Origin of the sequence: Streptomyces sp. NPDC051909 (assembly GCF_040681095.1) — a bacterium.
Lineage (GTDB): Bacteria > Actinomycetota > Actinomycetes > Streptomycetales > Streptomycetaceae > Streptomyces.
Map to the genome: position 1 here is coordinate 1 of NZ_JBFAYA010000014.1, position 24,275 is coordinate 24,275.

The 24,275-nt window shown below is 73.8% G+C and carries 20 protein-coding genes; 15 read left to right on the forward strand and 5 right to left on the reverse strand.

The genetic code is table 11. The annotated features are described in order from the left end of the window. Positions 1–91 precede the first annotated feature (91 nt). The 4 genes from AB0M18_RS22315 to AB0M18_RS22330 all read left to right on the forward strand — a co-directional run bounded on the left by AB0M18_RS22315 (position 92) and on the right by AB0M18_RS22330 (position 7,987). A complete protein-coding gene (locus tag AB0M18_RS22315; RefSeq protein ID WP_365760617.1) occupies positions 92–1,246 on the forward strand; it encodes an AAA family ATPase in 1,155 nt (384 codons plus the stop codon). Then, a complete protein-coding gene (locus tag AB0M18_RS22320) occupies positions 1,243–5,253 on the forward strand; it encodes a DUF5682 family protein (RefSeq protein WP_365760619.1) in 4,011 nt (1,336 codons plus the stop codon). The genes AB0M18_RS22315 and AB0M18_RS22320 overlap by 4 nt, the downstream gene beginning before the upstream one ends. Next, complete coding sequence (locus AB0M18_RS22325) at positions 5,250–7,067, forward strand: hypothetical protein (RefSeq protein WP_365760621.1); 1,818 nt, start codon at positions 5,250–5,252, stop codon at positions 7,065–7,067. Before AB0M18_RS22320 ends, AB0M18_RS22325 begins: the two co-directional genes overlap by 4 nt. Before the next feature lie 287 nt (positions 7,068–7,354). Further along, on the forward strand, positions 7,355–7,987 hold the full coding sequence (locus AB0M18_RS22330) for a dihydrofolate reductase family protein (protein WP_365760623.1): 633 nt from the start codon (positions 7,355–7,357) through the stop codon (positions 7,985–7,987). A 317-nt stretch (positions 7,988–8,304) separates the two neighbouring features. Here the strand turns inward: AB0M18_RS22330 and AB0M18_RS22335 are convergent, their stop codons facing one another. The 3 genes from AB0M18_RS22335 to AB0M18_RS22345 form a co-directional block, all read right to left on the reverse strand. Beyond that, entirely contained in the window at positions 8,305–8,859 is a 555-nt protein-coding gene (locus AB0M18_RS22335; protein ID WP_365760625.1) for an XRE family transcriptional regulator, read from the reverse strand. An 89-nt stretch (positions 8,860–8,948) separates the two neighbouring features. Next, complete coding sequence (locus AB0M18_RS22340; protein ID WP_365760627.1) at positions 8,949–11,006, reverse strand: helix-turn-helix transcriptional regulator; 2,058 nt, start codon at positions 11,004–11,006, stop codon at positions 8,949–8,951. Between the two features lie 24 nt (positions 11,007–11,030). Then, positions 11,031–11,411 carry a hypothetical protein gene (locus tag AB0M18_RS22345; protein ID WP_365760629.1) on the reverse strand — a complete coding sequence of 127 codons (381 nt, stop codon included), beginning with the start codon at positions 11,409–11,411 and terminating at the stop codon, positions 11,031–11,033. 176 nt (positions 11,412–11,587) lie between these two features. Here AB0M18_RS22345 and AB0M18_RS22350 point away from each other — a divergent pair, with 176 nt between their 5' ends. Both AB0M18_RS22350 and AB0M18_RS22355 read left to right on the forward strand, forming a co-directional pair. Continuing rightward, positions 11,588–12,628, forward strand: coding sequence for a vWA domain-containing protein (locus AB0M18_RS22350; RefSeq protein ID WP_365760631.1), 1,041 nt, complete (start codon positions 11,588–11,590; stop codon positions 12,626–12,628). 169 nt (positions 12,629–12,797) lie between these two features. Beyond that, positions 12,798–13,718 carry an NAD-dependent protein deacetylase gene (locus tag AB0M18_RS22355; protein WP_365760633.1) on the forward strand — a complete coding sequence of 307 codons (921 nt, stop codon included), beginning with the start codon at positions 12,798–12,800 and terminating at the stop codon, positions 13,716–13,718. Positions 13,719–13,735: 17 nt separating this feature from the next. Here the strand turns inward: AB0M18_RS22355 and AB0M18_RS22360 are convergent, their stop codons facing one another. Both AB0M18_RS22360 and AB0M18_RS22365 read right to left on the reverse strand, forming a co-directional pair. After that, on the reverse strand, positions 13,736–14,656 hold the full coding sequence (locus tag AB0M18_RS22360) for a TauD/TfdA family dioxygenase (RefSeq protein ID WP_365760635.1): 921 nt from the start codon (positions 14,654–14,656) through the stop codon (positions 13,736–13,738). A gap of 59 nt (positions 14,657–14,715) precedes the next feature. Further along, positions 14,716–15,669, reverse strand: coding sequence for an SMP-30/gluconolactonase/LRE family protein (locus tag AB0M18_RS22365; protein ID WP_365760637.1), 954 nt, complete (start codon positions 15,667–15,669; stop codon positions 14,716–14,718). A gap of 99 nt (positions 15,670–15,768) precedes the next feature. On the opposite strand from AB0M18_RS22365, the gene AB0M18_RS22370 reads away from it, so the two are divergent. The 9 genes from AB0M18_RS22370 (at position 15,769) to AB0M18_RS22410 (ending at position 24,263) form a co-directional block, all read left to right on the forward strand. Further along, positions 15,769–16,230 (forward strand): Lrp/AsnC family transcriptional regulator, encoded by a 462-nt coding sequence (locus AB0M18_RS22370; protein ID WP_365760639.1) that lies wholly within the window; start codon positions 15,769–15,771, stop codon positions 16,228–16,230. Between the two features lie 130 nt (positions 16,231–16,360). Then, complete coding sequence (locus AB0M18_RS22375) at positions 16,361–16,837, forward strand: cytidine deaminase (RefSeq protein ID WP_365760641.1); 477 nt, start codon at positions 16,361–16,363, stop codon at positions 16,835–16,837. A gap of 348 nt (positions 16,838–17,185) precedes the next feature. After that, positions 17,186–17,488 (forward strand): hypothetical protein, encoded by a 303-nt coding sequence (locus AB0M18_RS22380; protein WP_365760643.1) that lies wholly within the window; start codon positions 17,186–17,188, stop codon positions 17,486–17,488. Between the two features lie 87 nt (positions 17,489–17,575). Next, positions 17,576–18,442: a GNAT family N-acetyltransferase gene (locus tag AB0M18_RS22385; RefSeq protein ID WP_365760645.1), complete on the forward strand. Its 867-nt coding sequence runs from the start codon at positions 17,576–17,578 to the stop codon at positions 18,440–18,442. Positions 18,443–18,781: 339 nt separating this feature from the next. Further along, the gene (locus AB0M18_RS22390; protein ID WP_365760647.1) at positions 18,782–20,830 is read left to right on the forward strand and encodes an ABC transporter ATP-binding protein; all 2,049 of its coding nucleotides are present in this window, start codon (positions 18,782–18,784) and stop codon (positions 20,828–20,830) included. Positions 20,831–20,994: 164 nt separating this feature from the next. Next, positions 20,995–21,459, forward strand: coding sequence for an NUDIX domain-containing protein (locus AB0M18_RS22395; RefSeq protein WP_365760649.1), 465 nt, complete (start codon positions 20,995–20,997; stop codon positions 21,457–21,459). Beyond that, on the forward strand, positions 21,456–22,229 hold the full coding sequence (locus AB0M18_RS22400; protein ID WP_365760651.1) for a methyltransferase domain-containing protein: 774 nt from the start codon (positions 21,456–21,458) through the stop codon (positions 22,227–22,229). Before AB0M18_RS22395 ends, AB0M18_RS22400 begins: the two co-directional genes overlap by 4 nt. Before the next feature lies 1 nt (position 22,230). Next, on the forward strand, positions 22,231–23,670 hold the full coding sequence (locus tag AB0M18_RS22405) for a phosphotransferase (RefSeq protein WP_365760653.1): 1,440 nt from the start codon (positions 22,231–22,233) through the stop codon (positions 23,668–23,670). Continuing rightward, positions 23,667–24,263 (forward strand): NUDIX domain-containing protein, encoded by a 597-nt coding sequence (locus AB0M18_RS22410; protein ID WP_365760655.1) that lies wholly within the window; start codon positions 23,667–23,669, stop codon positions 24,261–24,263. Before AB0M18_RS22405 ends, AB0M18_RS22410 begins: the two co-directional genes overlap by 4 nt. The last annotated feature ends 12 nt before the right edge of the window (positions 24,264–24,275 follow it).

A 24,275-nucleotide genomic window follows, 5' to 3' on the forward strand; every position in this document is an offset into this window, starting at 1 on the left:
CCCGCCCCCGGGTGCGCCGCGCCGATCCCCCGCCCCCGTACCCGTACCCCGCACCCGTCGCATCACGATGAAGAAAGCCGAAGGAAACCGTATGACCGTCACCGAACAGACCGCGCCCGTCCGGCAGGGCCAGCCGGCCGAGGAGCGCCACGCCGCCGAACTCGCCTTCCTCGCCGCCCAGGACCCGGGTCCGCGCCCGCCCGGCTGGGCGCTCACCCCGCGCGCGGTCGTCACGTTCGTCTGCGGCAGCGACGGAGCGGAGCTGGCGCTGCCCAGGCGCCGCGCCGGCCTGCCGTCGAAGCTCGTGATCGCCCCGAAGTTCGTCGGCGAGCGCGCGCTGGTCGAACGCTGTGTGGTCACCCTCGCCGGAGAGCGCGGGCTGCTGCTCACCGGCGAGCCCGGCACGGCCAAGTCGATGCTGTCGGAGCTGCTCGCGGCCGCCGTCAGCGGGACCAGCGCCCTGACCGTGCAGGGCACGGCGGGCACCACCGAGGACGCGTTCCGCTACGGCTGGAACTACGCGCTGCTGCTCGCCCAGGGTCCGACTCCGCAGGCCCTGGTGGACTCCCCCGTCCTCGCCGCCATGCGGACCGGGCGGGTGGTGCGGGTCGAGGAGATCACCCGCTGTCTGCCCGAGGTCCAGGACGCCCTCGTCTCCATCCTGTCGGACCGGCGGATCAGCGTGCCCGAACTGACCGCCACCGAGGACGCGGTCGTCCGCGCCGCCCCCGGCTTCACGGTGATCGCCACCGCCAACCTGCGCGACCGGGGCGTCTCGGAGATGTCCGCCGCGCTGAAGCGCCGCTTCAACTTCGAGACCGTCGACCCGATCGCGGACGCCGACGCCGAGGCGGTGCTGATCCGCCGCCAGGCCGTCGCCGCCGTACAGCGGGCGGGCGCGGCCTTCGCCGTCGACGACGCCGTCCTGGACGCCCTCGTCACCGTCTTCCGCGACCTGCGTTCCGGCCGTTCCACCGAGGGCTGGGACGTGGAGCGCCCGGGCACGGTCATGTCCACGGCCGAGGCCGTTCAGGTGGCGGCGTCGCTGGGCGTCGCGGCCGCCTACCTGCCCGGCGGGGACGTGCTGGACCTGCTGCCGGGGCATCTGCTGGGTGTGGTGCGCAAGGACGACCCGGCCGACCACGCGCGACTGCTCGGCTACTGGGACGGCCCGGTGCGCCGTCGCGCCGAGAACGGCTCGGCGATGTGGCGCCGGCTCTGGGACCTGCGCGGGAGCCTGCGTTGACGACCCTCGATCCACGAGCCGCCGTGGACGCGCTGGCCGCGTCGCGCGCGCCGTACCTGCTGGGAGTGCGCCACCACAGTCCGGCCCTCGCCGCGGTGGTGCCCGCCCTGCTTGAGGAGGCGCGGGCCGAGGTGGTCTGCGTCGAGCTGCCCGCCGACTTCCAGGCCTGGCTGGAGCACCTGGCCGACCCCGAGACCGTCGCCCCGGTCGCCCTGGCCGGGGCGGGCGAGGGCGGGCGCCTGGCGTTCTACCCGTTCGCGGACTTCTCGCCCGAGCTCGCCGCGGTCCGCTGGGCCAGGGACCGCGGGGTGGAGGTCGTGTGCTGCGACCTTCCCCTGGGCCATCCGGGCTGGTCGGCGGAGGCTGCGGCGCCCGTACGTGCGGAGCCCGACGCGGCCAGTGGCGCCGCGGCCGGGGGCGACGCGGGTGCGCCGGATGCGCCCGAGACCGCTCCCGGCGAGGGTGCGGCACGGGGACGGCGCTCGTACGCCGAGGCGCTCGCCGCGGCCGGGACCGGCAGGGACGGTGACGACCTGTGGGACCGCGCGGTGGAGGTGCTGGCCCCCGGGTGCACCCCGGACGCGGTGCGCCGGGCCGCACTGGGCGTGGGCTGGGCCCTGCGCGCCGACTCCGCCGTGCCCGCCACCGATCTGGCGCGGGAGGAGCGGATGCGGAAGGTGATCGCCGCCGCTTCGGCGGGCGGGCGCCGGGTGGCGGCCGTGATCGGCGCGTTCCACGCACCGGCGCTCGTCGCATCGGCGGAGGCGGGCGAAGCGACGGACGCCGGGGCGGGGTCGGCCTCGGGCCCGCCTTCCGAGGCGGGTGGCGACGCCACACCGACCGGCACCGGCCGGGTGGCTCCTGTCGGTGGGACGCCCGTCCCCGCGCAGGCCGGGCCGCGCGGGGCCGATACCGCCGCCGCCGGCGCGGGGGCGGCCGTGGGAGCGACGTCCGGGGAGGGCGGCGAAGCCACAGCGGCCGGTGCCCCGGAGGCGGGTCCGGCCGGTGCGGCCCCCGGCTCCGGCGCCACGATGCCGGCGGGTGTCCCGCCGCAGGCCGGACCCCGCCCAACCGGCTCCCGCTCGCATCGGTCCGGAACGGACGCACCCGGCGGGGTGTCGACGGGCGCGCCGGCCGGGTCCGGTACGACCGCGGCAGCCCCGGGAACGGCCGGTGGGGCCGGGGCGGACGGCCACGCCGACCGCGAGGTTCCGGCGGTGACCTCCCTCGTCCCGTACTCCTTCGACCTGCTCGACTCCCGGTCGGGATACCCGGCCGGGATCCGCGACCCGTTGTGGCAGCAGGCCGTGCTGACCTCGGCCGGTGATCCGGAACGGATCCGGGAGGCGGCCGCCGACGCGGTGACCGGCCTGTGCCGGGAGATGCGCCGCAGCGGTCACACCGCCGGAACCGGCGAGGCCGCCGAGACCCTTCGCCTGGCCTGCGACCTGGCCGCCCTGCGGGCACTGCCCGCGCCCGGGCGCGGCGAACTCCTGGAGGCCGTCACCACCGTCCTCGGTCAGGGCGAGCCCCTCGGCCGTGGCCGGGCGCTGGCCCGCGCACTGGAGGCCGTGTTCGTCGGCACCACGCGCGGTCGGGTCAGCCCGCACGCGCCCCGGTCCGGTCTCGGCCCCTCGGTGGAGGCCGAGCTCGCGGAACTGCGACTGCCCCGGCCGGACGACCCCGACCGCCGCGACCTGCGTCTCGACCCACTGCGTTCGCCGCTGGACGGCCGCCGCGAGGTGCTGCTCCAGCGCCTGCTGGTGATAGGCGCCTCGTACGGCGAACCCGTGGACGTGGCGAGCACGGGCGACGGCACCGCGCTCGGCACCAGGTGGCGGCTGACGTGGACGCCGTCCGTGCCCGCGCGCCTCGACCTCGCGGGCGTGCGCGGGGTGACCGCGGCCCAGGCCGCCGCCGGCACGCTCGCCGCGACCGCACGCCACGAGGCGGCCGAGGGCGGCCCCACCCCGGACCAGATCCTGACCGGGCTGGTCGCCGCAGCGCGCTGCGACCTGCCCGAGCTTGTCGACGCACGCCTGTACGAGGCTTCCGCCGTGCTGCCCGACAGCGCCGACCTGCCCGAACTCCTCCAGGCCCTGGACCTGTCCGAGGGACTGCGGCGCGGCCACTACCCGGGCACGACGCGGCACGCCCGCACGACGGCCGGTGCCCTCGCGGAGCAGCTGCTCGAGGCCGCCGTCCGCTCCCTGCCCGGGCTCGCCAGCAGCGACAGCGCCGCCGACGCCGGTGCGCTGGTGGCGCTGGCGGACCGGACGGCCGCCCGTCATCTGGGGCTCCGGCTCGACCGGGCTCTCGCCCAGCTGGCCGCCGAGGGCTCCCCCCTCATCCAGGGCGCCGCCCTCGCCGTACGCGTGCTGCTCGACCTGGACGAGGCGGCCGGTCTCGGCGAGCGCGTGGCCGGCTGGATCGACGGGGCCACGGCTCCCGACACGCGCCGGGCGCTGACGAAGCGGCTCACCGGGCTGCTCACTGCCGCCGGTCCCCTGCTCCAGGCGTCGCCCGACGCGCTCGCGCCGCTCATGGACCGCGTCGACGCGCTGGCCGACCAGGAGTTCCTCGACCGGCTCCCCGCCCTGCGGGGTGGCTTCGACACTCTGGCCCCGGCCGCGCGCGACCGGTTGCTCACCACGGTGACGGAGCGGCTGGGCGACCGGCTCGATCTGTCGCTGGACGCCCCACCCGAGCTGCTCGTCCTCTGGGCGGCCGCCGACGCCGCCGGAACGGCCGCGCTGAAGGCCCTGGGCCTGCCGGCCACGGAGGCGGAGGTGGGAACGGACGTGGGCGCAGCCGACCGTCCCGGCCCCGCACCCGCGGTGGGCACCGCCACCCCGGAGACCGCCATCCCGGACGACGCGGGCCGCCGGCTCGGCCGCGCCGACCGCTGGCGTCTGCTGCTCGGCCGCCACAAGGAACGGCTCACCGGCGACGCGCGCCGCTACGCCCACGCCCTGGACGAGCTCTACGGCCGCGGGCGCGGCGAGGGCGCGCAGGACCTGGACGCCGGCGCACCCGGTCAGGGAGGCGGCCAGGACCCGTCCTTCCCCACCGCCCGGGAATGGTCACAGGAGCTGGAGGCCCTCTTCGGCGCCGACGTGCGCGAGGAGGTCCTCGCGGAGGCGGCCGACACGGGTCGCACCGATGTGCTCGCGCAGCTCGATCCGGCGGCGGTGCGCCCGTCCGTGGAGTTGCTCGGTTCGGTGCTGTCCCTGGCCGGCGGCATGCCCGAGGCCCAACTCGCCCGGCTGCGTCCGCTGGTGAAGCGGCTCGTCGACGAGCTGTCCCAGGAGCTGGCCACCCGTCTGCGCCCGGCGCTCACCGGCCTGGCCACCCCGCGCCCGACCCGACGGCCCGGCGGCCGCCTCGACCTCGCCCGTACCCTGCGGGCCAATCTCGCCCACACCCGGCGGACGGAGGACGGCCGGCTCGTCGTCGTACCGGAGCGGCCGCTGTTCAGCACGAGGGCGAGCAAGGAGGCGGACTGGCGCCTGGTCCTCGTCGTCGACGTCTCCGGCTCGATGGAGGCCTCGGTGATCTGGTCGGCGCTGACGGCCGCGGTCCTCGGCGGGGTGCCGACCCTGTCCACGCACTTCCTCGCGTTCTCCACGCAGGTGATCGACCTGACCGACCGGGTCGAGGATCCGCTGTCGCTGCTGCTTGAGGTACGGGTCGGCGGCGGTACGCACATCGCGGCCGGTCTCGCGCACGCGCGTTCGCTGATCACCGTGCCGAGCCGCACGCTCGTCGTCGTGGTCAGCGACTTCGAGGAGGGCGCGCCGCTCGGCGGGCTGCTGGGCGAGGTGCGTGCCCTGGCCTCCTCCGGCGCCCACCTGCTGGGCTGCGCGGCACTCGACGACACCGGCACGCCGCGCTATTCGGTGTCGGTGGCGCGACAGCTCGTCGCGGCCGGTATGCCGGTGGCCGCCCTCAGCCCGCTCGAACTCGCCCGCTGGGTGGGCGACCGCCTCCGTGGAGAACCCCGTTGAGCACCGAACTCCTGCCTCCCGTCGCCCCCGTCGTCCTCGCCGACGCTGTGGAGGGGCTCAGCGCACGGCTGCGCAAGAAGCTGGACGCGGCGATCGCGGGCTGCGCCGACCAGGCCTCCGCCACACCCGACGGGGCGGTGGAGGTCCGCTTCGGGGAGGACGCCGCGGTCACGCTGCGCCCCGGCCCGTCCGGCGCGGTCACGAGCGCGGAGCAGGCCGTGTGTTCCTGCCTGTTGGCCCCGCGCTGTCTGCACCGGGCAGCTGTCCTGGGCGCGGCTCCGATCGCCGACGGCGAGGGTGACGCCGGCGAGGGCGGCGCGGGCCGATGTGACGACTCGGGTACGGGCGAGGCCGCTGGCTCGGACGCTGGACCCGACGCGCGCGCGGAGCCCGAGGAGAGAGCGCCGGCGGCCCTCACCGAGGCGCAGGTCCGCGCCGCCGCAGCGCTGTGGGAGGCCGCCGCCGAGGCCCTGTCCGCCGGCGTCACGGCGGGCGGCGCGGTGGTGCAGGCCGAGCTGCTCTGCGCCGCCCACACCGCGCGACTGGCCGGGCTGCCGCGGGCCGAGGCCGCCGCGCTGCGCGTCGTGCGGGGCCTGAGGGCGGCGCGGGAGCGGAGCGGGGGACAACGTCTCGGCGACCTCACCGAGGCCTTCCGTGAACTGCTGGCCGGCGCCGCCCTGCTCGCCTCGGGGTCGGCCGACGCGGAGGCGGCGGGCTCCGCACGCCGGGTCTACGAACAGGGCGGCAGCCTGCGGGTGTACGGCCTGTGCCGGGAGCCGGTGCTGTCCGCGACCGGGTACGGCGGAGTGACGACGCACCTGGTCGGTTCGGACGGCGCCGGGTACACGGTGTCCGACGTGCGCCCCGGTGGCCTCGCGCGCGTGAAGGGCGCGGGATCCGCGTCCGTGGCGCTCGGCGGCGCCGTGCTCGACCACGCCGGGCTCGCGCGCGGGGGTCTGCGGATCGTCGGCGCGACCGTCTCCGCGGACGGGCGGCTCGGGGCGGGGCGGGGGGTCGGCGCGACGCCGCTGCGCGGGGTGGACTGGTCGGAGGAACCGGCCGCCGCTCTCTTCGCCCGGCCGGTGCGGGAGGCGATGGCAGCCGTGCTCGCCGAGGGTACGGGGCCGGTTCTGCTGGGTTGCGACGTCGAGGTGGTCGGGGCGGCCGGCGACTGCGTCGTCGTCCGGGTCGTCGGCGAGGGACCGCTGCTGCGGCTGCGCCCGGCACACCCGCACCCGGAGTTGCCGCACGCCGCCAACCTGCGCCGGATGGCCGAGCACCCGGGGCTCGCCCTGCGCGTGCTCGGCCGTCCCGACCTGGACCGGGCGGCGACGCTCCGGCCGCTCGCGGTGGGCCCGGTGCCGGGGGCGTCCGCCACGCTGCGGCTCCCGGACGACTGGAAGGGCCGTGCCGACCTGGGCTACGACCGCCTCCAGGGCGAGCACCTCCCCCGTGCGACGGCGGGAGCCGCGGCCCGCGAGGCGGTGACGGCAGGCCCCGACCCGCTGGCGGACGCACCCCTGTGGCGGGTGCGGCGCCTGCTGGAGACGGGCGTGGCGGGCGGTCGCCGCGCCGTGGCGGAGGCGGGCCGTGGGACGGACGCGGCCGCGCTCTCCGCCCGCCTGACGCGGGCGGGCCTCGGCGGAGCGGCCCACCTCGCCCGGGCCCTGACAACGGAGGCGGCCCGCCGCCCCCGCGACCCCTTCGGCCGCCTGACCGACCCCTCGGCCGACGCCTACGCGAGGGCATGGCTGGCCTCGGCCGTGCATCTGGCTGCCGCGGAGCGGTCGTTGGTGGCCGCGTCCTGGTCGTGAGCCACCGCCCGAGTCCACCGGCGCCCTGGGCCGGTGGACTCGGGCGGTGCCCGGAGAGCCCGGGTCCGGCCGGTGCGGCGTTGCGTACCGTCGCGTGGCGCCGGGTCGCGACCGTGCGTCCTCACGTGCTCACGTGCTCACGTGCTCACGTGCTCACGTGCTCACGGAAGGAAGGAAGGAAGGAAGGGATCCGTCCGACCGGGTGAAACCGGCGCCGCGGCGATGAGTCCGGAGGCGTCCGCGGGTCTACCTCTTGACGAGACCAATCGATGCATCGGGAGCAACTCATGGGCCTCATCCACATCGCGATGTTCGCGACCCTCGACCTCGTCGGGCAGGCGCCCGGCGGCCCCGACGAGGACCCCGTCGGGTTCCCGTTCGGCGGGTGGCAGGCACCACTCCTTGACGAGGTCGCCGGCGCCCAGATCGAGGCCGCTTACGAGGGTACGGACGCGCTGCTGCTCGGGCGGCGGACGTACGACATCTTCGCCGCCTACTGGCCGCACCAGGACGACGCGTTCGGCACTCTCTTCAACGGCATCCCGAAGTACGTGGCCTCGCGCGGCAAGCCCGACCTCTCGTGGGCCGGGTCCACACAGCTCGGTCCGAACCTGCCCGACGCGGTGCGCGAGATCCGTGACCGGCACGAGCACGTGAAGGTCGTCGGGAGCCTGAACCTCGTGCAGACGCTCCTGCGCGAGAAGCTCTTCGACCGTCTCGACCTCTGGCTGCACCCCATTGTGCTCGGCGTCGGCAAGAAGGTGTTCGACGACGGCGCGGTGCCCACCAACGTCACCCTCCTCGATCCGCCGGCGGCCAGCCCGAAGGGCGCCGTGCACCTGCGGTACGCACTCGCCGAGGGCACGCCTGCCACGGGCGACATGAGCGCACCCGATCGCGGTCTCGGCAACGACTCCTGAAGGAACGGGGAGCCCGGCACAGCTGTCACCCTGCCGGCCAGGCAGTCGGGACATGCCGAGTCACGCCGGAGACGTACACGCCGTCCACTCGTCGATGACCGGCGAACAGGTGGCCCGGCATTCACGTGCCAGGCGTTGATCTGCAGTTCCATGCCATCGAGGTGGCGGCCGGAGCTGGTGGCCGAGAAGCCCTTTGCCCCGCCCCGGAAGAACCGGGAAGCCTCGGCAAGATCGGCGAAGAGCTCGCCGCCTCTGAGGTCCTCGGCCGAAGCGCTCGGTCACGACGCCCGGGGAGAGTGAGCGGCCGCCGCGCGTGGTCAGAATTCCAGGTCGAGATAGTCGATGTCGTTGATCTCCACGTCCGACAGGCCCGTCGCGCGGTGGCCACCGTCCTGGAAGTAGATCTCCTTGAATCCGTCGGCGATGATCTGCCGCATCCGCTGGTCGTCGGCGCCGGCCTCGCGGGCGTCGAAGAGGCGGCGGGCGAAGGGGGCCGGGAGGTGGACGGTGAGGCGGCGGAAGCGGCCGTCGTCGGTGGTGCCGACGGGGGCGGTGTAACCGAAACGGGCGCGTGTCTCGACGGTGATCCCGCCGGTGGTGGCGGCGTGCCTCTGCCGGCGCCGGCGGACCTGGGGCTGCCAGCGGGCCAGGACGGCCGCTTCGATGTGCGCGGCGACGTCCTTGGGCGGGTGCTTGCGGGTGCCTCGGCGATAGCGGTTGACGGAGTCGGCGGTGACGCCGATCTGCTGTCCGATCTCCTTGGCGCTCTGGTACTTGAGCAGGAATCTGATCCGGGCCTGGAGCGTTCGGGGCGGCGCCTTCGTGAAGTGTTCACGATCGGCGCGCTCCAGGGCGTCGTCGATGTCTCCCACGGTGGTTCAGCTCTCTCCCGTTGTCGGACGGCGGTGTACGTCGGCTCCAGGGGTGCGGGCGATTCCGCTTCGGTTCGCCGGCGGCATGGTCACTCGCCTTCGTCGAGGACGGCGTCGCCGCCCTTGATGTGACGGGCCGGGTTGAGGCCCTGCTCCATCAGATCGACTGCCCACGCCATCGGCTGGACGCCTTCCAGCTTGGCCAGGCCGGGAGTGGGGCCGAGGCGGAAGCCGCCCGGTCTCGGCTTCCCGGAGGAGTCGTAGGGCAGGAAGTCGAGCGGCGAGGCGCCCGGGCTCGGGTAGACGACGCAGTCGGAGAGCACGGCGAGGGGGTACAGGCCGGTCATCTCCGCCATGTTGCGCAGCTTGCGGTGCATGTTGACGCGCGCCTTGGAGATGACGGCGGCGCGGATGTCGGGGCGCCAGGTGGGGCGTTCCAGGGCCGGCCAGCGGTCGCCGTCCTTGTAGCCCTTGCCCTGCGGGCGCTCGCGGAGTTTGCCGACACCGCCCTTGACGGTGGCCTTGATCGCGGCGAGGACGGCGGCGAGCGCGGGGTCCTGCTCCTTGTGATGTTCCATCGCGGCGAGGAACTCGGTGTCGGTGAGGTCCTTGGTGACGCCGAGTTCGGCGAGCGTCGTGAGGTAGGCGTCCTTGAGGCGGTCGTGCCACGGGTCGAGGTACGCGCCGGTCTCACGGCGCAGGTAGGCCTCGACGATCTCGACGTCGTGGCCGAGTTCCTGGGCGTAGGCGACGGTTTGGGTCTGGTACCAGGCGGCTCCGTCCGGGCGGGTGCCGTCCGGGGTGAACGGTGAGGGCAGGCGCGGGTCCAGCTCGATGTGGGAGAGGTCGACCAGCCAGGAGCCGGGGACCTTCGGGTAGAAGCGGGGGCGGGTGAAGTGCTCGGGCTCGGACAGGCCGACCGTCAGGCGCGAGGAGGCGGCGAGGAAGGCGGTGTTGAGGTCCAGGCCGACGGCGTACGGCAGTGCCGCCTCGTCGCCGGAGAGCAGGTCGAGGTCGCGGACCCACTGGTAGGCCTCCTCGTCGAGGAAGCCGCCCTTCCATCCGCTGTCGACGACCACGGGATGCTCGGCGGTGGCCTCCGGCGGCGCCGGGTCCATGGGCTCCGTGCCCAGGGAACCGGGGTGGTGACCGGACACCCATTGTCCGGTCGTCCGGTCCTGCACGGCCCGGGTCGGCGGGCGCAGCGCCGTCATCAGTTCCAGGCCGGACACGGCGGTGGAGCCGCGGGGCGTGATGACGCGCTGGGCGTAGATGCCGAGTACGCGGGCGACGTCGGCCGGGTCCATGTCCGTGACGCCGGGCCAGGACCGCTCGTCGAGGGCGTCCCAGGGCAGGACGGCGAACTGGACGCACAGCCGGCGGTTGCCCTCGGCCTGCCGGTAGATGCGGGCCCAGGGGCCGAAGCCGCGCCGGGTGAGCCTCCACCTCGCCTTCGCCAGCTGCTGGACGACGGGATGGTCCTCGGGGAGGCGCAGGCCCCGGCGGTCCTCCAGCCGCTCGGGCAGCCCGAGCCGCGCCGCGGCCGAGGGGGTGAGCACGATCAGCGGGTCGGCGTCCTTGCCGTTGCGGTGCAGGCGCGGCGCGCCGAGTCCGGACTCGGTGAGGGTCCACTCCACCAGGTCCACGAGTGTGGTGGCGGGGCAGTCGAGGACGATGCCCTCGGCGCCGTACGCGGATCCGTCGCCGTCCAGGACGGCGAGCGGACCATGGGGGAACCGCCGGTCCGGCGCGGGAGAGGTGGCGGTCTTCGCGGACGGCCGGCGTGCGCGTGGGGTGGCGGGAGCGGCCGGATCCGGGGCGTGCCCGGAGGCCGGTACGCGTGGGGCGGCGGGCACGGGCTCGGGTACGGGTTCGCGCTGTGGCGGCGCGGGGTAGCGCTGGGCGAGGCCGTCGAGGAGGCGCCGGTAGGCCTGGAGCCGTTCGGCCTTGGGTTCCGCGCGGCCCTCCTCCCACGCCTGGATGCTGGGCAGGCGGACGCCGAGGGCCTGGGCGACGGCGGCCTGGGTCAGTCCGGCCGCCTCACGCAGTCGGACGCGCTCGGCCGGCGCGGGCAGGACGTGTCCGGCTTCCACGGCGGCGAGGAGGGCGTCGACGGCCGCGAGCGGATCCGAGGGCTGGTTGCTCATGAAAGGGGTGTCTCCTGCCCGGTGTTACCGAATGCCCTGACGGATCTCTTCGAGGCGGGTCACCAGCCGCTGGTAGCGCTGGGATGCGGCCTGAGAGGACTTCATTCCCTGGTGGCGGGCGATTTCCCGCCATTCCAGCCCGCGGCGCCGGGCCTCGATGACCACCTGTGCCTCCATCCGGTCCAAGGCCGTCCGCATCTCCTCGAACAGCCCCAGCGCCGCGGCCACGTCCTCGTCCGAGACGGTCCGCTCCCCCGCGCCGTCGCCGTGTGCCGCGCCTGCCAGCAGCCTGCCGAGCAGGGCGGAGTCCTGCTGGAGGGCGTGGGCGGGGGCGCCGTCGGGCAGCGGGTGGTCGGTGAGGCCGGCGAGCCGGTTCCGCGGTTCGAGCCGAGTGTCATCCGCCATGGCGCCACTCTATCCGGCAGGGCAATGAAACAACGAAACGTTGTTCCCTTGATTCCGTGGGTGTGTCGCCGCGCGGGGCGTCGGGCGGTGCCGCCCAGAACATCTGATCGATTGTCAGTGGTGGGTGAGACGGTAGATCCATCAAGCCGGAACACCGGAACTAGGGGGAAGCCGCCGTGTCCAAGAACCAGAATTACATCAACCATGTCGCTCTCGTCCTGGACGCCAGCTCGTCCATGTCGCACCTGAGCGGCAAGGTCGTCGAGGTCGCCGACCAGCAGATCGCCTACCTGGCGCGCCGGTCGCGGGAGCTCGACCAGGAGACGCGGGTGACGGTGTACGTCTTCGCCGACAAGGTGGAGTGCGTCATCTACGACAAGGACGTCCTGCGGATGCCGTCGCTGAAGCAGATGTACCGGGCGGGCGGGATGACCGCGCTGCTCGCGGCCGCGCTGAAGTCCCAGCGCGAGCTGGCGCAGACGGCCCAGCTCTACGGCGACCACAGCTTCCTGACGTTCATCCTCACGGACGGGCAGGAGAACGCCAGCCACCGCAGCCCGGACGCTCCGTCGAAGAATCCGCGAGCCCTGATGGCGGCGGTGGCCGAGATGATCGAGACGCAGCAGGACAACTGGACGCTGGCCGTCCTCGTGCCGGACCAGATGGGCAAGCGGGAGGCCACCCAGTGCGGGTTCCCCAAGGACAACATCGCGATCTGGGACGCCACCAGCACGCAGGGTCTGGAGGAGGCCGGGCAGGTCATCCAGGAGGCCACCGAGAAGTTCATGGTGGGCCGCACCAAGGGCATCCGCGGCACGCGGGCGGTGTTCTCGACCGGCACGGAGGCGGTCAACAAGGACACCATCAAGGCCGCCGGCCTCACGCCGGTGAAGCCGTCGGAGTACCAGCTGGTCGCGGTCGCCCGTGACGCGGCGATCAAGGAGTGGGTCGTCGAGAGCGGTCACACCTACCGCACCGGCGGCGCGTACTACCAGCTGAGCAAGCCGGAGAAGATCCAGGCCCGCAAGCAGATCGCCGTCCTGGAGAAGAGCACCGACCGGGTGTACTCCGGGCCCGAGGCGCGGGCCCTGCTCGGGCTGCCCGACGTCGAGGTCCGGATCAAGCCCGACCACAACGACGAGTACACGATCTTCGTGCAGAGCACCAGCGTGAACCGCAAGCTCGTCCCGAACACGCGGCTGCTGATCATGACCTGATCACCGTCGGCGGGCAACCCCGGTCGGCCGACCCCCGACCAGCCGACCCGACCAGCCGGCCCCCGACCGGCCGGGGCACGCGGCGGACCACGCGGCGCGGCGTGCCGGGTGGGGCGGGCCGGGGTGCGCGGCCGGGTGGCCGGCGCGGGCGGTCTCGTACCCTGGGCGCATGCGTACGCGCCCGACTCTGAGCTGGACCCCCACCGAGGACCTGCCGCCGGCGACGGCGGATCTGACGCCGGTGGCCGATGCACTGCGGGCGGGCAAGGCGCTGGTGCTGAGCGGGGCGGGGATCTCCACGGAGTCGGGCATCCCCGACTACCGCGGCGAGGGCGGGAGCCTGAGCCGGCACACCCCGATGACGTACCAGGACTTCACCGGCAGTGTCCGTGCGCGGCGGCGGTACTGGGCGCGCAGCCATCTGGGGTGGCGGACCTTCGGCCGCGCCCTGCCCAATGCCGGGCACCGGGCCGTCGCCGCGTTCGAGCGCCAGGGGCTGGTGTCGGGCGTGATCACCCAGAACGTCGACAACCTCCACCGGGCCGCCGGCAGCACCGACGCCGTGGAACTGCACGGAAGCCTGCGGCGCGTCGTGTGTCTCTCGTGCGGGGCCTTCAGCGCTCGCCGGGAGCTCGCCGAGCGGCTGGAGGGGGCAAACCCGGGTTTCGCGCCGGTGCCGGCCGCGCTGAACCCGGACGGGGACGCCGATCTCACCGACGAGCAGGTCGCCGACTTCCGTGTCGTGCCCTGCACCGGGTGCGGCGGGGTTCTCAAGCCCGACGTGGTGTTCTTCGGCGAGAACGTGCCGCCGCAGCGGGTCGAGCACTGCCGCGCCCTGGTCCGCGAGGCGTCCTCGCTGCTCGTTCTCGGGTCGTCGCTGACGGTGATGTCCGGGCTCCGGTTCGTACGGCAGGCCGCCGACGCCGGAAAGACCGTACTGATCATCAACCAGGACCCCACCCGCGGCGACCGCCACGCCCTCACCCGTATCGCGCTCCCCCTCGGTGCGGCCCTCACCGCCCTGGCGGGACGGCTCGCCGTCCCCCTGGAGGACCTGGCGGGCGCGCCGGACGGTCCAGCGGGCGGGTGACGGACCCCGCTTCCTTGTCAGTCCGCCCAGATGCGCGCACAGCGGCGCCGGGTACCCGGTGCGCCGCTGTCCATGAAGGGTGTTCTGCCGTGCAGGACGGCGGAGTTGTTGACGAGGAGGAGGTCGCCGCGCCGCAGGGGCAGGGTCAGCACCATGGCGGGGTCCAGGAGCAGGGTCTCCATCCGCTGGAGGGCGGTGCGCCGTGCGGGGGTGAAGGGCGTGCCGGCCTCGTCCTGGCCGCGGTTGATCCAGTAGCGGTTGTAGTGGACGCGTAGGGTCCGGCCTGTGCGGCGGAAGACCGGGCGGACGCGGTCGAGGTCGGGGCCACGGCCGAAGTGGAAGTCCTGACGGAGCTCGCGGAGTGCGTCCGGGTGGGCCGTGGCGAGGTGCTCGTGCAGGGCCGGGCCGCTGGCCAGGAGGGATGCGCCGCCCTCGGTGGCCGGCTGGATGCAGAGAAGGGCCAGGAGCCTGGGCGGCTCGGGGCCTTCTCCGCGGTCCATGTGCGGCAGGAGGAGGTCCAGGTCGCCGCTGTGGGCGTCCGGGGCGACCGGAGCCGTGTCGTCCGGTGTGTGCGGGAGGGCGGGGGCCGTGGTCGCCGTCAGGAGTTCGTTGGCCGAGCGCTGGAGCCGTAGGCCGGCGGGGACGCAGACTCGGCCGGCGAGGTGTGCGCAGAGTTCGACGCACTGTCGGTCGGTGAGGCCGCTGAGGTCGAGGCCGCGGACGACGGCGAAGCCCGTCCCGTACCAGAGGGCGGCGTTGATCCGGGCCGCGAGGGCGTCCTCGCTGTGCGGTTCCGGCTCTGGTGGCGATGTCGGTGCCGATCTCGGTGCCGATGCCGATGTCGGTGCCGGGATCAGCCAGTCCTCCGTCCTCAGTGTGGCCGGACACCAGCTCAGAGGCCCCTCGACCTTGTGGAGTTCGTCCGTCAAGTCGCTCACCGTCCCGCCGTGGCCAGCCCGCGCGATGTCGTTCTCAGGCTGGCGACGGCGGGGCGCTTTCAAACCGAGCGGGTCCAGGGCGACCGGCCCGGGCCGGTCGGATGGGTACCGGTGACGGCCATGACCACGGAGTAGAGGCTCGTCTCGGCCGCGACGAAGAGGCGGTTCCGCTTGGCGCCGCCCCAGGAGATGTTGGCGACGGCCTCGGGGACGACGAGCCGGCCGAGCAGCGTGCCGTCGGGGTCGTAGCAGTGCACCCCGTCGCCCATGGCCGCCGCCCACAGGCGGCCGCCGTCGTCGAAGCGCAGGTTGTCGAAGCGGGCGGCCGGGCGGCCGGCGGCGTCGGCGAAGACCTTGCCCTCGGAGAGGGTGCCGTCGTCGCGCACGTCGAAGACGCGGACGTGTCCGGCGCGGGTGTCGGAGACGTACAGCTGCTGCTCGTCGCCGGAGAAGACCAGGCCGTTCGGCGCTCCGAAGCAGTCGGCGACGAGGCGCACTTCGCCGGTGTCGGGGTCGATGCGGTAGACGTTGTTGGCACCGATCTCGCTGTCGGCGCGGTAGCCCTCGTAGTCGCTGGTGATGCCGAAGTCCGGGTCGGAGAACCAGATCGAGCCGTCCGACTTCACGGCGGCGTCGTTGGGGCTGTTGAGGCGCTTGCCCTGCCAGCGGTCGGCGAGAACGGTGATCGTGCCGTCGTGCTCGGTCCGGGTCACCCGGCGATTGCCCTGTTCGCAGGTGACGAGGCGGCCCTGCCGGTCGAGGGTGTTGCCGTTGGCGTGACCCGCGGAGCGGCGGAAGACGGCGACCGCCCCGGTCTCCTCGTCCCAGCGCAGCATCCGGTCGTTGGGGATGTCGCTCCACACCAGCTGCCGCCAGGCCGGGATGTAGACGGGGCCTTCCGCCCAGCGGCAGCCGGTGTAGAGGACCTCCAGGTCCGCGTCTCCGTTCATGCACCGTCCGGTGCGGAAGCGCTCGTCGAACATCTCGTAGAGCTCAGGGCCTTCGCCGGTCATGGTTCCCCTCCGTGCCATGTCGACCGAACTTTCTTCGGCTCGATGGGGAGACTGCTAGATCAGCTATGGTCATTGCAAGCCTTTACCGAACGGAGAGTTGTGGATCACATAGACCGGACCCTGCTGACTGAACTCCAGCGGGACGCCACCCAGTCCTACGCCGCGCTCGGCCGGGCCGCGGGCCTGTCGGCCGGTGCCGCGCACGAGCGCGTGCGCAAGCTGCGCGAGCGCGGAGTCATCCGCCGTACGACGGTCGAGGTGGACCCGGCCGTGGTGGGCGGCGGCGTCCTCGCGTACGTGATGGTCGACTCCAACGCCTGGATGGGCGACTCGGCCGAGGCCTTCGCCGCCCTCCCGGAGATCCTGGAGGCACACGTCATCGCGGGCAGCGCCACGGTGCTCGTGAAGGTGCGGACGACGACCACGGAGCAGCTGCAGGACGTACTGCGCCGCCTCTACGCGATCGAGGGGGTCAGCGGGACGCAGGCGACGGTGGTGCTGGAGACGTTCTTCGAGCGGCCGGTGGCGGTGCGGCAGGACGGCGACGAGCCGGCGCTGTAGGGACATGGTCGCGCCGGCCTCCGGCCCGGCGCGCCGCCCGGCCCCGTCCCTGGTGCGATTTCCGCTTGCGGATCTTGACCTGTCCGGGGCACCGTCATCTGACACCGAACCACGGAAGCAGACAGGCACGATGACCGCGAAGCCCCGTCCCCTCGACGACCACCGACTCCTGCACCACGAACCCGTAGACCGCGAGCTCGTGGAGGCCGCGACCCGTGTCGCGCGGACGCGCAGCCACGGTGACAACCACACGATGGCAGCCGCGGCCCGCACCTCGGACGGCCGGATCGTCACCGCCATGAACGCCTACCACTTCACCGGCGGGCCGTGCGCCGAGCTGGTCCTCATCGGTACGGCAGCGGCCCAGGGCGCGTACGAACTCGCCACGGTCGTCGCCGTGGGCGACCGCGACCGGGGCGTCGTCCCCCCGTGCGGCCGGTGCCGCCAGGTGCTCCTCGACTACTTCCCCGGCCTGAAGGTCATCGTCCGCAGCGGCGGCAGCCTGCGCGCCGTCCGCATCACCGAGCTGCTGCCCGAGACGTACGTGTGGGCCGACCACCAGCTCGACGGCGGCGCGCAGCCCATGCATCCGGGAGCGGACCGGTGAGGCTGCCGCTCGTCATCCACCACGCCCGCCTCGGGGCGACGGAGTTCAAGGTGATCCGCCCTGCCCAGCCGCTGCACCACGCGGTGCTCATCGATCGCGACCGGTACCTGAACGCCTACGTCGACGCGGACGCCGCACTCCGGATCGGCGACTTGTGGGCACTCGCCGCCACCTCTCCGCGATCGTTGATCCACCTGCCGATCCGAGCCAACCAGCCGCCCTCCCCCGAGCTGTCGGGGGAGGGCGGCTGGTTGGCTCGATCTCGTACTGCTGCATCACTCGCTCCAGTTCGCGCCGGCGCGCTGGAAGGAAGTCCGCGACCGCCTCGGCCCAGGCCGTCCACGGACGGTGACACTGCCCGACTCCGCACTCGCAGGTGATGCCGCGGTCGACCACGCGGCGCGGCACCACCAGGAGAACCGCGACCTCTTTCACCAGCACCTCCATGCCGAGACCCTCTTCATGACCGGCAGTGCCAAGGTGTTCAGGGAGACCGCCCGCCACTTCCTCGACGTCGCCCGCAACGGGCCCGCGCACGCCCTCGCCCACCCGAACCACACCCACTACTGCACGCAGTTCCACTCCAACGAGGGCGTCCTCGGCAACGCACGCGAGATCCACGTCGAGTACTGCGCCGCGTGGACATCGTGACCCTCGCGACGACAGCGCCGGCATCGACCGCCCTGCAACAAGGAATCCGGTTGCGGGGCGCCCCTGCCCTCCTGTGTGCTCGTCGACATGGCGATTTCCTTGAACACACCGGGAGTTGACGGACTGGGCAGCGCCGTGAACGCGCTGCGGGAGTGGCAGGACGACGGCGCGCCGATGCAGTTGCACCCGGGGGACCTGGGCTGGTTCTGGCAGTCGGGGGCCGAGGCGACCGCCGCGGCGGTCAGGACGTGGAGCAGGGGCGGCCGGATCCTCGCCGTCGGGCTGCTTGACGGGCCCGGGCTGTTGCGGATGACGATGGCGCCGGACGCGCTGCAGGACGGCGAGCTGGCGCGGCGGTTGGTCGCGGACGTCACGGAGCCGGAACGCGGCGTGCTGCCGGAGGGCAAGGTGAACATCGAGGCTCCGCTGGGCGCGCTGCTCCAGGATCTGCTCGCCGAGGCCGGCTGGCCCGTGGACGAGCCGTGGACCCCGCTGCGCCGTGATCTGTCGGAGCCGGTACGCGATCCGGGCGTACGGGTCGAGGTCGCCGGGCCGGAACGGGCGCCGGACTTCGCCGCAGTGCACCGGTCCGCGTTCGGCGGCTCCCGGTTCACGGACGAGCGCTGGCACAGGATGGCGGCCGGTCTGCCGTACGCGGACGCGCGATGCCTCGTCGCGTACGACGACCGGGGCGAGGCGGTGGCGGCGGTGACCGTGTGGTCGGCCGGCCCGGGCAGGCCGGGCCTGCTCGAACCGATGGGCGTGCACCGGGAGCATCGCCGTCGGGGGTACGGGGAGGCGATCAGCGTGGCGGCGGCCGCCGCGCTCCGGGAGTTGGGCGCGTCGAGCGCGATCGTCTGCACCCCGAACGCGAATGCCGGTGCCGTGGCCACCTACGAGGCGGCGGGCTTCCGCAGTCGCCCGGAGGTCCGGGACCGGTATCGGGAGGTCTAGGGCGACTTCTCGGCCTCCTGCGCGGGTGGTCGGGGCGCCCTGCGCGTTTCGGCCACTCGGCCTCCGTGGCTCGTACCCGTAACCACGCGGTCGGTGTAGCGGGCACGAACGTGCTTTCGCTTGTTCACGGGGTTCGCACCGCGACCGAAACACATGTGTTCGAGCGGGTGGGTGCCGTCGTTGATCCTCGCGACACACCGTTCAGCTGCTCACGGAGGCCGCGATGATCCCCCTTCCCACCTGTCCCACCGCCACCACCGCGGCCCCTCTTCCCGGTCGTGACGCCCGCCGCACCACCGTCGGCCGCCGCTCGGCATGTCCGGACTCACGGTGGTCGGCATGACCGAGCCGAACGGCACGCTCGCCGCCACGACCGACCGTACAGACCGTGCAGGCGGGGGCGCCGTCGAGGCCACCGTGCCCGCCCCTTGGGCGGAGACGCTTCCGCCGCCGCCACCGACCGTGCACGCGGGGCCGCCGGACGGCGACCCGGCCGGCGAGTTGGAGGAGACGTACTGGTCGGTCCACGACGAGGCCGCTGCCGGGGCGACGGTGCGGCAGGTCCTTGTCGGACTGCCCCGGATCACCCGGCAGATCGGCCGGCTCGCGTGGCGGGCCGACGCCCGCGCGACCACGACGGTGGTCGGCTGTCAGCTCGCCTCGGCCGCGCTCAGCGCCTTCGGCCTTGTGGCGTCCGTCGGGGTCCTGCAGAAGCTGTTCGCCGAGGGACCGACACCGGACCGGGTGCGCGCCGCCGTCCCGCAGATCCTGCTCGTGGTCGGGTTCCTCACCGCGCGAGCCCTGCTGGAGGCCGTGGTGGCGGTCGCCCAGGCACGGGTGACGCCCAAGATCAGAACCGCGCTGGAGCGGGAGTTCTTCCGGCTGACCGCGAACGTGCGCCTGGAGGCGGTCGAGGACGCCGACTGGCACGACGAGGTCTACCGGGCCAACGACCGCGGCCTGTTCTTCGCCCGCCAGATCGTCGGCCAGGTCGTCGCCCTCGCCTCCGCCGTCCTCGGCCTGGCGGGCACCGCCGGTGTCCTCGCCATCCTGCACCCCGCGCTCCTGCCGCTGCTCCTGTTGTCCGTCCTGCCGGTCGGCGCGGCGGCGGTACGGAGCGCCCGGGCCAGGTTCCATTCGTTCCGGCGGTGGAACGCGCTGCAGCGGCGGGTCCGCGTCTTCTCCTGGCTGCTGCTCGACCAGGACGCCGCCGCCGAGCTGCGCTCCGACACCGCGCAGCAGGCACTGCTCGACGAGCACGGGCGGCTGATCGTCCGGATCGCCGAGGAGGACACCCGCCTGGGGGTACGGGCGGCCTGGCTGAACCTCGCAGGCCGCGGGGTCGGCGGGCTCGGCACCGGGATCACCTACTGCGCGCTCGGCGGCATGCTGATCGCCGGGTGGCTGCCGCTCGCCGCCGGCGCCGGCGCGGTGCTGGCCGTCCAGGCCGGGCAGAGCGCCCTCACCCGCCTCGTCGATGTCGCACATCTCGTGTACGAGCACGCGATGTGGGTCGACGACCTGTTGGCCGTGCAGGCGCGCTGCCGCAGCCTGCAGCAGCGGACCTCCGAGGTGCGGGCCCCGGCCCGGTTGGGCACGGTGACGCTGGAGGATGCCCGCTTCACGTACGCGGGGAAGGAGACCCCGGCGCTGCGCGGTGTCTCGATGACGCTGTCCGCGGGCGAACGGATCGCCTTCGTCGGCCCCAACGGCTCGGGCAAGAGCACCTGCGCCAAGGTCCTGGCCGGACTGCACGAGCTGCAGGAGGGCCGGATGTGCTGGGACGGGGTGGACGTGCGCACCATGGACGCGCAGTCGCTCCAGCGGCAGGTCGCGTGCGTGCTGCAGGATCCCGTGCACTACCCCTTCAGCGCCCTGTCCAACATCACGGTGTCCACGGGCAGCCTCACCGAGGCCGATCCCGACCGGGCTCTGGCCGCCGCCCGCGCCGCGGGCGCGGACGAAGTGATCGCCGGACTTCCCGAGCGGTGGGAGGCGGTGCTGAGCAAGCGGTTCCGCGGCGGACACGAACTCTCCGGCGGGCAGTGGGCCAAGATCGCCGTCGCGCGCGGACTGTACAAGAACGCACCGCTCCTCCTGCTGGACGAGCCGACGGCGAGCATGGACCCGCCGTCCGAGCACGCCGTCTATGAGGCGGTGCTGCGCGGCCGGCTGCGCGAGGACCAGATCACGGTCCTCATCTCGCACCGGCTCGCCAGTGTCGTCGAGTGCGACCGGATCTACGTCTTCACCGAGGGCCGCATCGTCGAGTCGGGGTCCCACGACGAGCTGATGGAGCTCGGCTGCGTGTACGCCCGGATGTTCGCCCTCCAGGCCGCGGGCTACCGCTCCGCCAAGGCGGCGGTCGAGGGGGAGGTGGTCCTGTGAAGCCCCGTCCGCCCTCGGCTCGAAAAACGGACTCTGCTCGAGCGGACTCGGCTCGTACGTCCTCAGGGGCACCCGCATCGGCCCGGCCCGGCGCGGCGGGCGCCGGTCCGATCCACTCCGTGCCCGGTCCTGCCGGGCGGCACGGTGACGGCGAAGGACGGCGGGTGAGGCCGAGTGCGCCGCCCGGGACCGTGCTGCATGTGGTCGGTGTGCATCTCCTCCTGGAGCACGAGGGCCAGGTCCTGCTGGGGCTGCGTCATCCGGACTCGGCCTACGCGGGCGGAATCTGGCACGTCCTGGCGGGGCATTGCGAGGACGAGTCCGCGACCGCCTGCCTGGTGCGTGAGGCCTGGGAGGAAGCCGGCCTGGTGATCGAGCCGGGCGACCTCGAGCTCGCGCACACCGTGCACGTCGTCGACGCGCTCGGGGATCAGCCCCGGCTCCAGCTCTTCTTCCGGGCCCGGAGGTGGGAGGGCACACCCGAGCTGCGTGAGCCGGACAAGTGCGTCACCTGGCGGTGGTGGGATGCCGAGGAGCTGCCCGAGGAGCTCGTGCCGTACACCCGGGCGGCCCTCGACGGCGTGCTCGCCGGCCGCCCCTACACCGAGTGGGGGTGGGCCGAGCGGTGACGGACTTCGCGACCGTGGGGCGGCACTACGCCGAGCACTCCGGCAGCGCGCGAGGGCGCCTGCGTCACGACCTCGTGGCCCGCAGGGTACTGGCCGAGCTGCCGGACCGGCCCTCGACGGTGCTCGACGCGGGCTGTGGCGACGGTGAGATGACCGTGCGGCTGGCCGCGGCCGGGCACCGCGTGACGGCCGTCGATCCGTCAGCCGGCATGCTCGCCGCCGCGGCCCGGCGTCTGGACGCCCGGCCCGGACTCGGCGCGCGCGTCCGCCTCCTGGAGGCGGGCATCCACGACCTGCCCTTCGGGGCGAAGGAGTTCGACGCGGTGTGCTGCCACGGTGTGCTGATGTATCTGGACGAGCCGACGACGGCGGTCGCCCGGCTGGCCGGGCTGGTCGCGCCAGGCGGAGTGCTGAGCATCCTGACGAAGAACCGTGCCGCGATCGGCGCTCGGGAGGCCCTGCGCGGCGACTACGCGGCGGCGCGCGAGCTCATCGAGCGGGATGCCGCGACGAGCGTAGGGAACCTCGGGCTGGCGACGCGCGGGGACACCGCCGAGGAGCTCGACCGGCTCGCGGCCGCGCAGGGACTGGTCCCGCAGCCGTGGCAGGGCGTGCGGATCTTCCACGATCACCAGGGGGATTGGGCACCGGGTCCGGAGGAGTACGGGCTCGCGCTGGAGACGGAGTGGGCCGCTTCGACGCGGGATCCGTACCGGCAGCTGGGGCGACTGGTGCACACGGTGGCCCGCGCCCCGCGAGGAGGTGGGTGAGGTGAGCACCGGTCGGCACATGGTGCCCTTGGACGTGCATCTGATCGCGGTCCGCGACGGGCCGGGAGGACCGGAGGTGCTGCTCTCACGACGGGCCGGGGCGGTCTACGCGTCCGGGCTGTGGCACCTGCCGTCGGGGCATGTCGACGGGCCCGGGGAGGACGTCGTCACCGCTCTGGTGCGTGAGACGGTCGAGGAGACGGGCCTGGTGGTGGACCCGGGCGAGGTGCGGGCCGTGTCGACCGTGCATCATCGGGCGCCGGGGGGCGGCGCGCGGGTCGGGTTCTTCTTCGAGGTGCGCCGCTGGGGCGGGGAGCCCCGGATCCTGGAGCCCGACAAGTGCGACAGCCTGGACTGGTTTCCGCTCGACGCGCTGCCGGAGCCGATGGTCGCGTACTGCAGGGCGGGGCTCGACGCCTACGGCTCCGGCGCCGGGGCGGCACTTCACTTCCAGGAGGCCGGTGACCCGATCGCGTACGACCCGGCAGTCGATCGGTGGCGTCCCGTGCCGGGCTCCGGGGCCGGCGCCGCCGAGCCGGCGGTGCGGGACCTCGTGGAGCGGGCGGTCGGCCGTGTTGCCGTGTGGTCCGACTTGTCGTGGGCGCGGGAGAACAGCCGGGTGTGGCGGGTGCGGGGCGCCGCAGGCGGCACGTGGTTCGTGAAGGTGCACCAGAACACCAGGTGCCACCACCGGGAGGCCTCGGCACTGCGCGACTGGGTGCCGCTGCTGGGCGGGGCCGGGCCTCGGCTCGTGGCGGCCGATCCGGAACTCCTTGCCGTGGTGGTGAGCGCGGTCGGCGGGCGGTCGCTGCACGGGGCCGTGCTCGGGGCGAGCGAGGAGCATGCGGTGTTCCGCGCGGTGGGCGCGCTCGCGGCGCGCATCCACGCGAGCCCGCTGCCGTCCGCCGGATCCGGTGTGCCGACAACGGACACGTACGGACGGCTGGAACGCCACCTCGACGCGGCGCGCCTCCGTCTGCGTCCCGGTGACGAGGCGTACGTCCGGCGGGTCGCGGAGCTTGTCGCAGGGCTCGGTCCGCTGCCGCAGGTGGTGACCCACGGCGATTACCAGCCGCGGAACCTTCTGCTCGCCGACGACGGCACCGTACGGGTCATCGACTTCGAGCGCAGTGAACCCGGCCCGGCCGTACGGGACTTCGTCCGGATCCTCGATGCCCTCGGTGGTCGGCCGGACCTGTTCGAGGCGTTCTTCGACGGATACGGGCGCCGCCTGACCGAGCTCGAAGTGGCATGGCTGGGGGCGGAGGCGGCCCTGGACGCGGTGTCCGGCATCGCCTTCGGGTCCCGGAACGGCGACCCGGAGCTGGTCGAGCGCGGACACCGCACGCTGGCCGCGCTGCGCAACGGAACGGCGTTTTCCCGCACCGGCATCACCACCGCCTTCGCCCCTTCAACCGGTTCGATGATCGGAGAGACATGACCATGACCGACGAGGAGTACGGCGCGCTCCGCGCCTCGGCCGCCCTGTGGGCCGGGACGTCCGTACTGATCACCAACCGGTTCGGCGAGGTGCTGATCCAGCGCGTCGACTATCTGGAGACCTGTCTGCTGCCGGGCGGCGGTGTCGACCCGGGCGAGTCGCCTGCCCGGGCCGCGGCCCGCGAGCTGATGGAGGAGCTCGGGGTGGACGTGGTGGTCGAGCGCGGGCTGGCCGTGGACTGGGTGTCGGGCGGCGGTGTGGCCGGCGCGCGGTTCGGGGACCTGGTGCCGCTGGGTCATCTGTCCGGCCCCGACGGGCCCGGCGCCCGTGTCCGCTGCGCGGCCGCCCTGACCGAACTCGGTCCCGCACAGTCGGATCCGGCCACCGGCGCCGCGTACGTGCGTGTGCTCGCCACTCCGGAGCAGGCGCTGGAGCTCTTCGACTGGGGTGCGCCGGCCGCCGAGCAGCTGGCGGCCCTCCACCGCGCCCGGGAGGGTCTCGGGATCCCCCGTGCGGCGCGCCAGGCCGTCACCGAGGTCGGCGGGTCGCAGCCCTGGCCTGATGGCGCGATCTCAGCTCGGACGTCAATGTAGGTTGACAAGAGA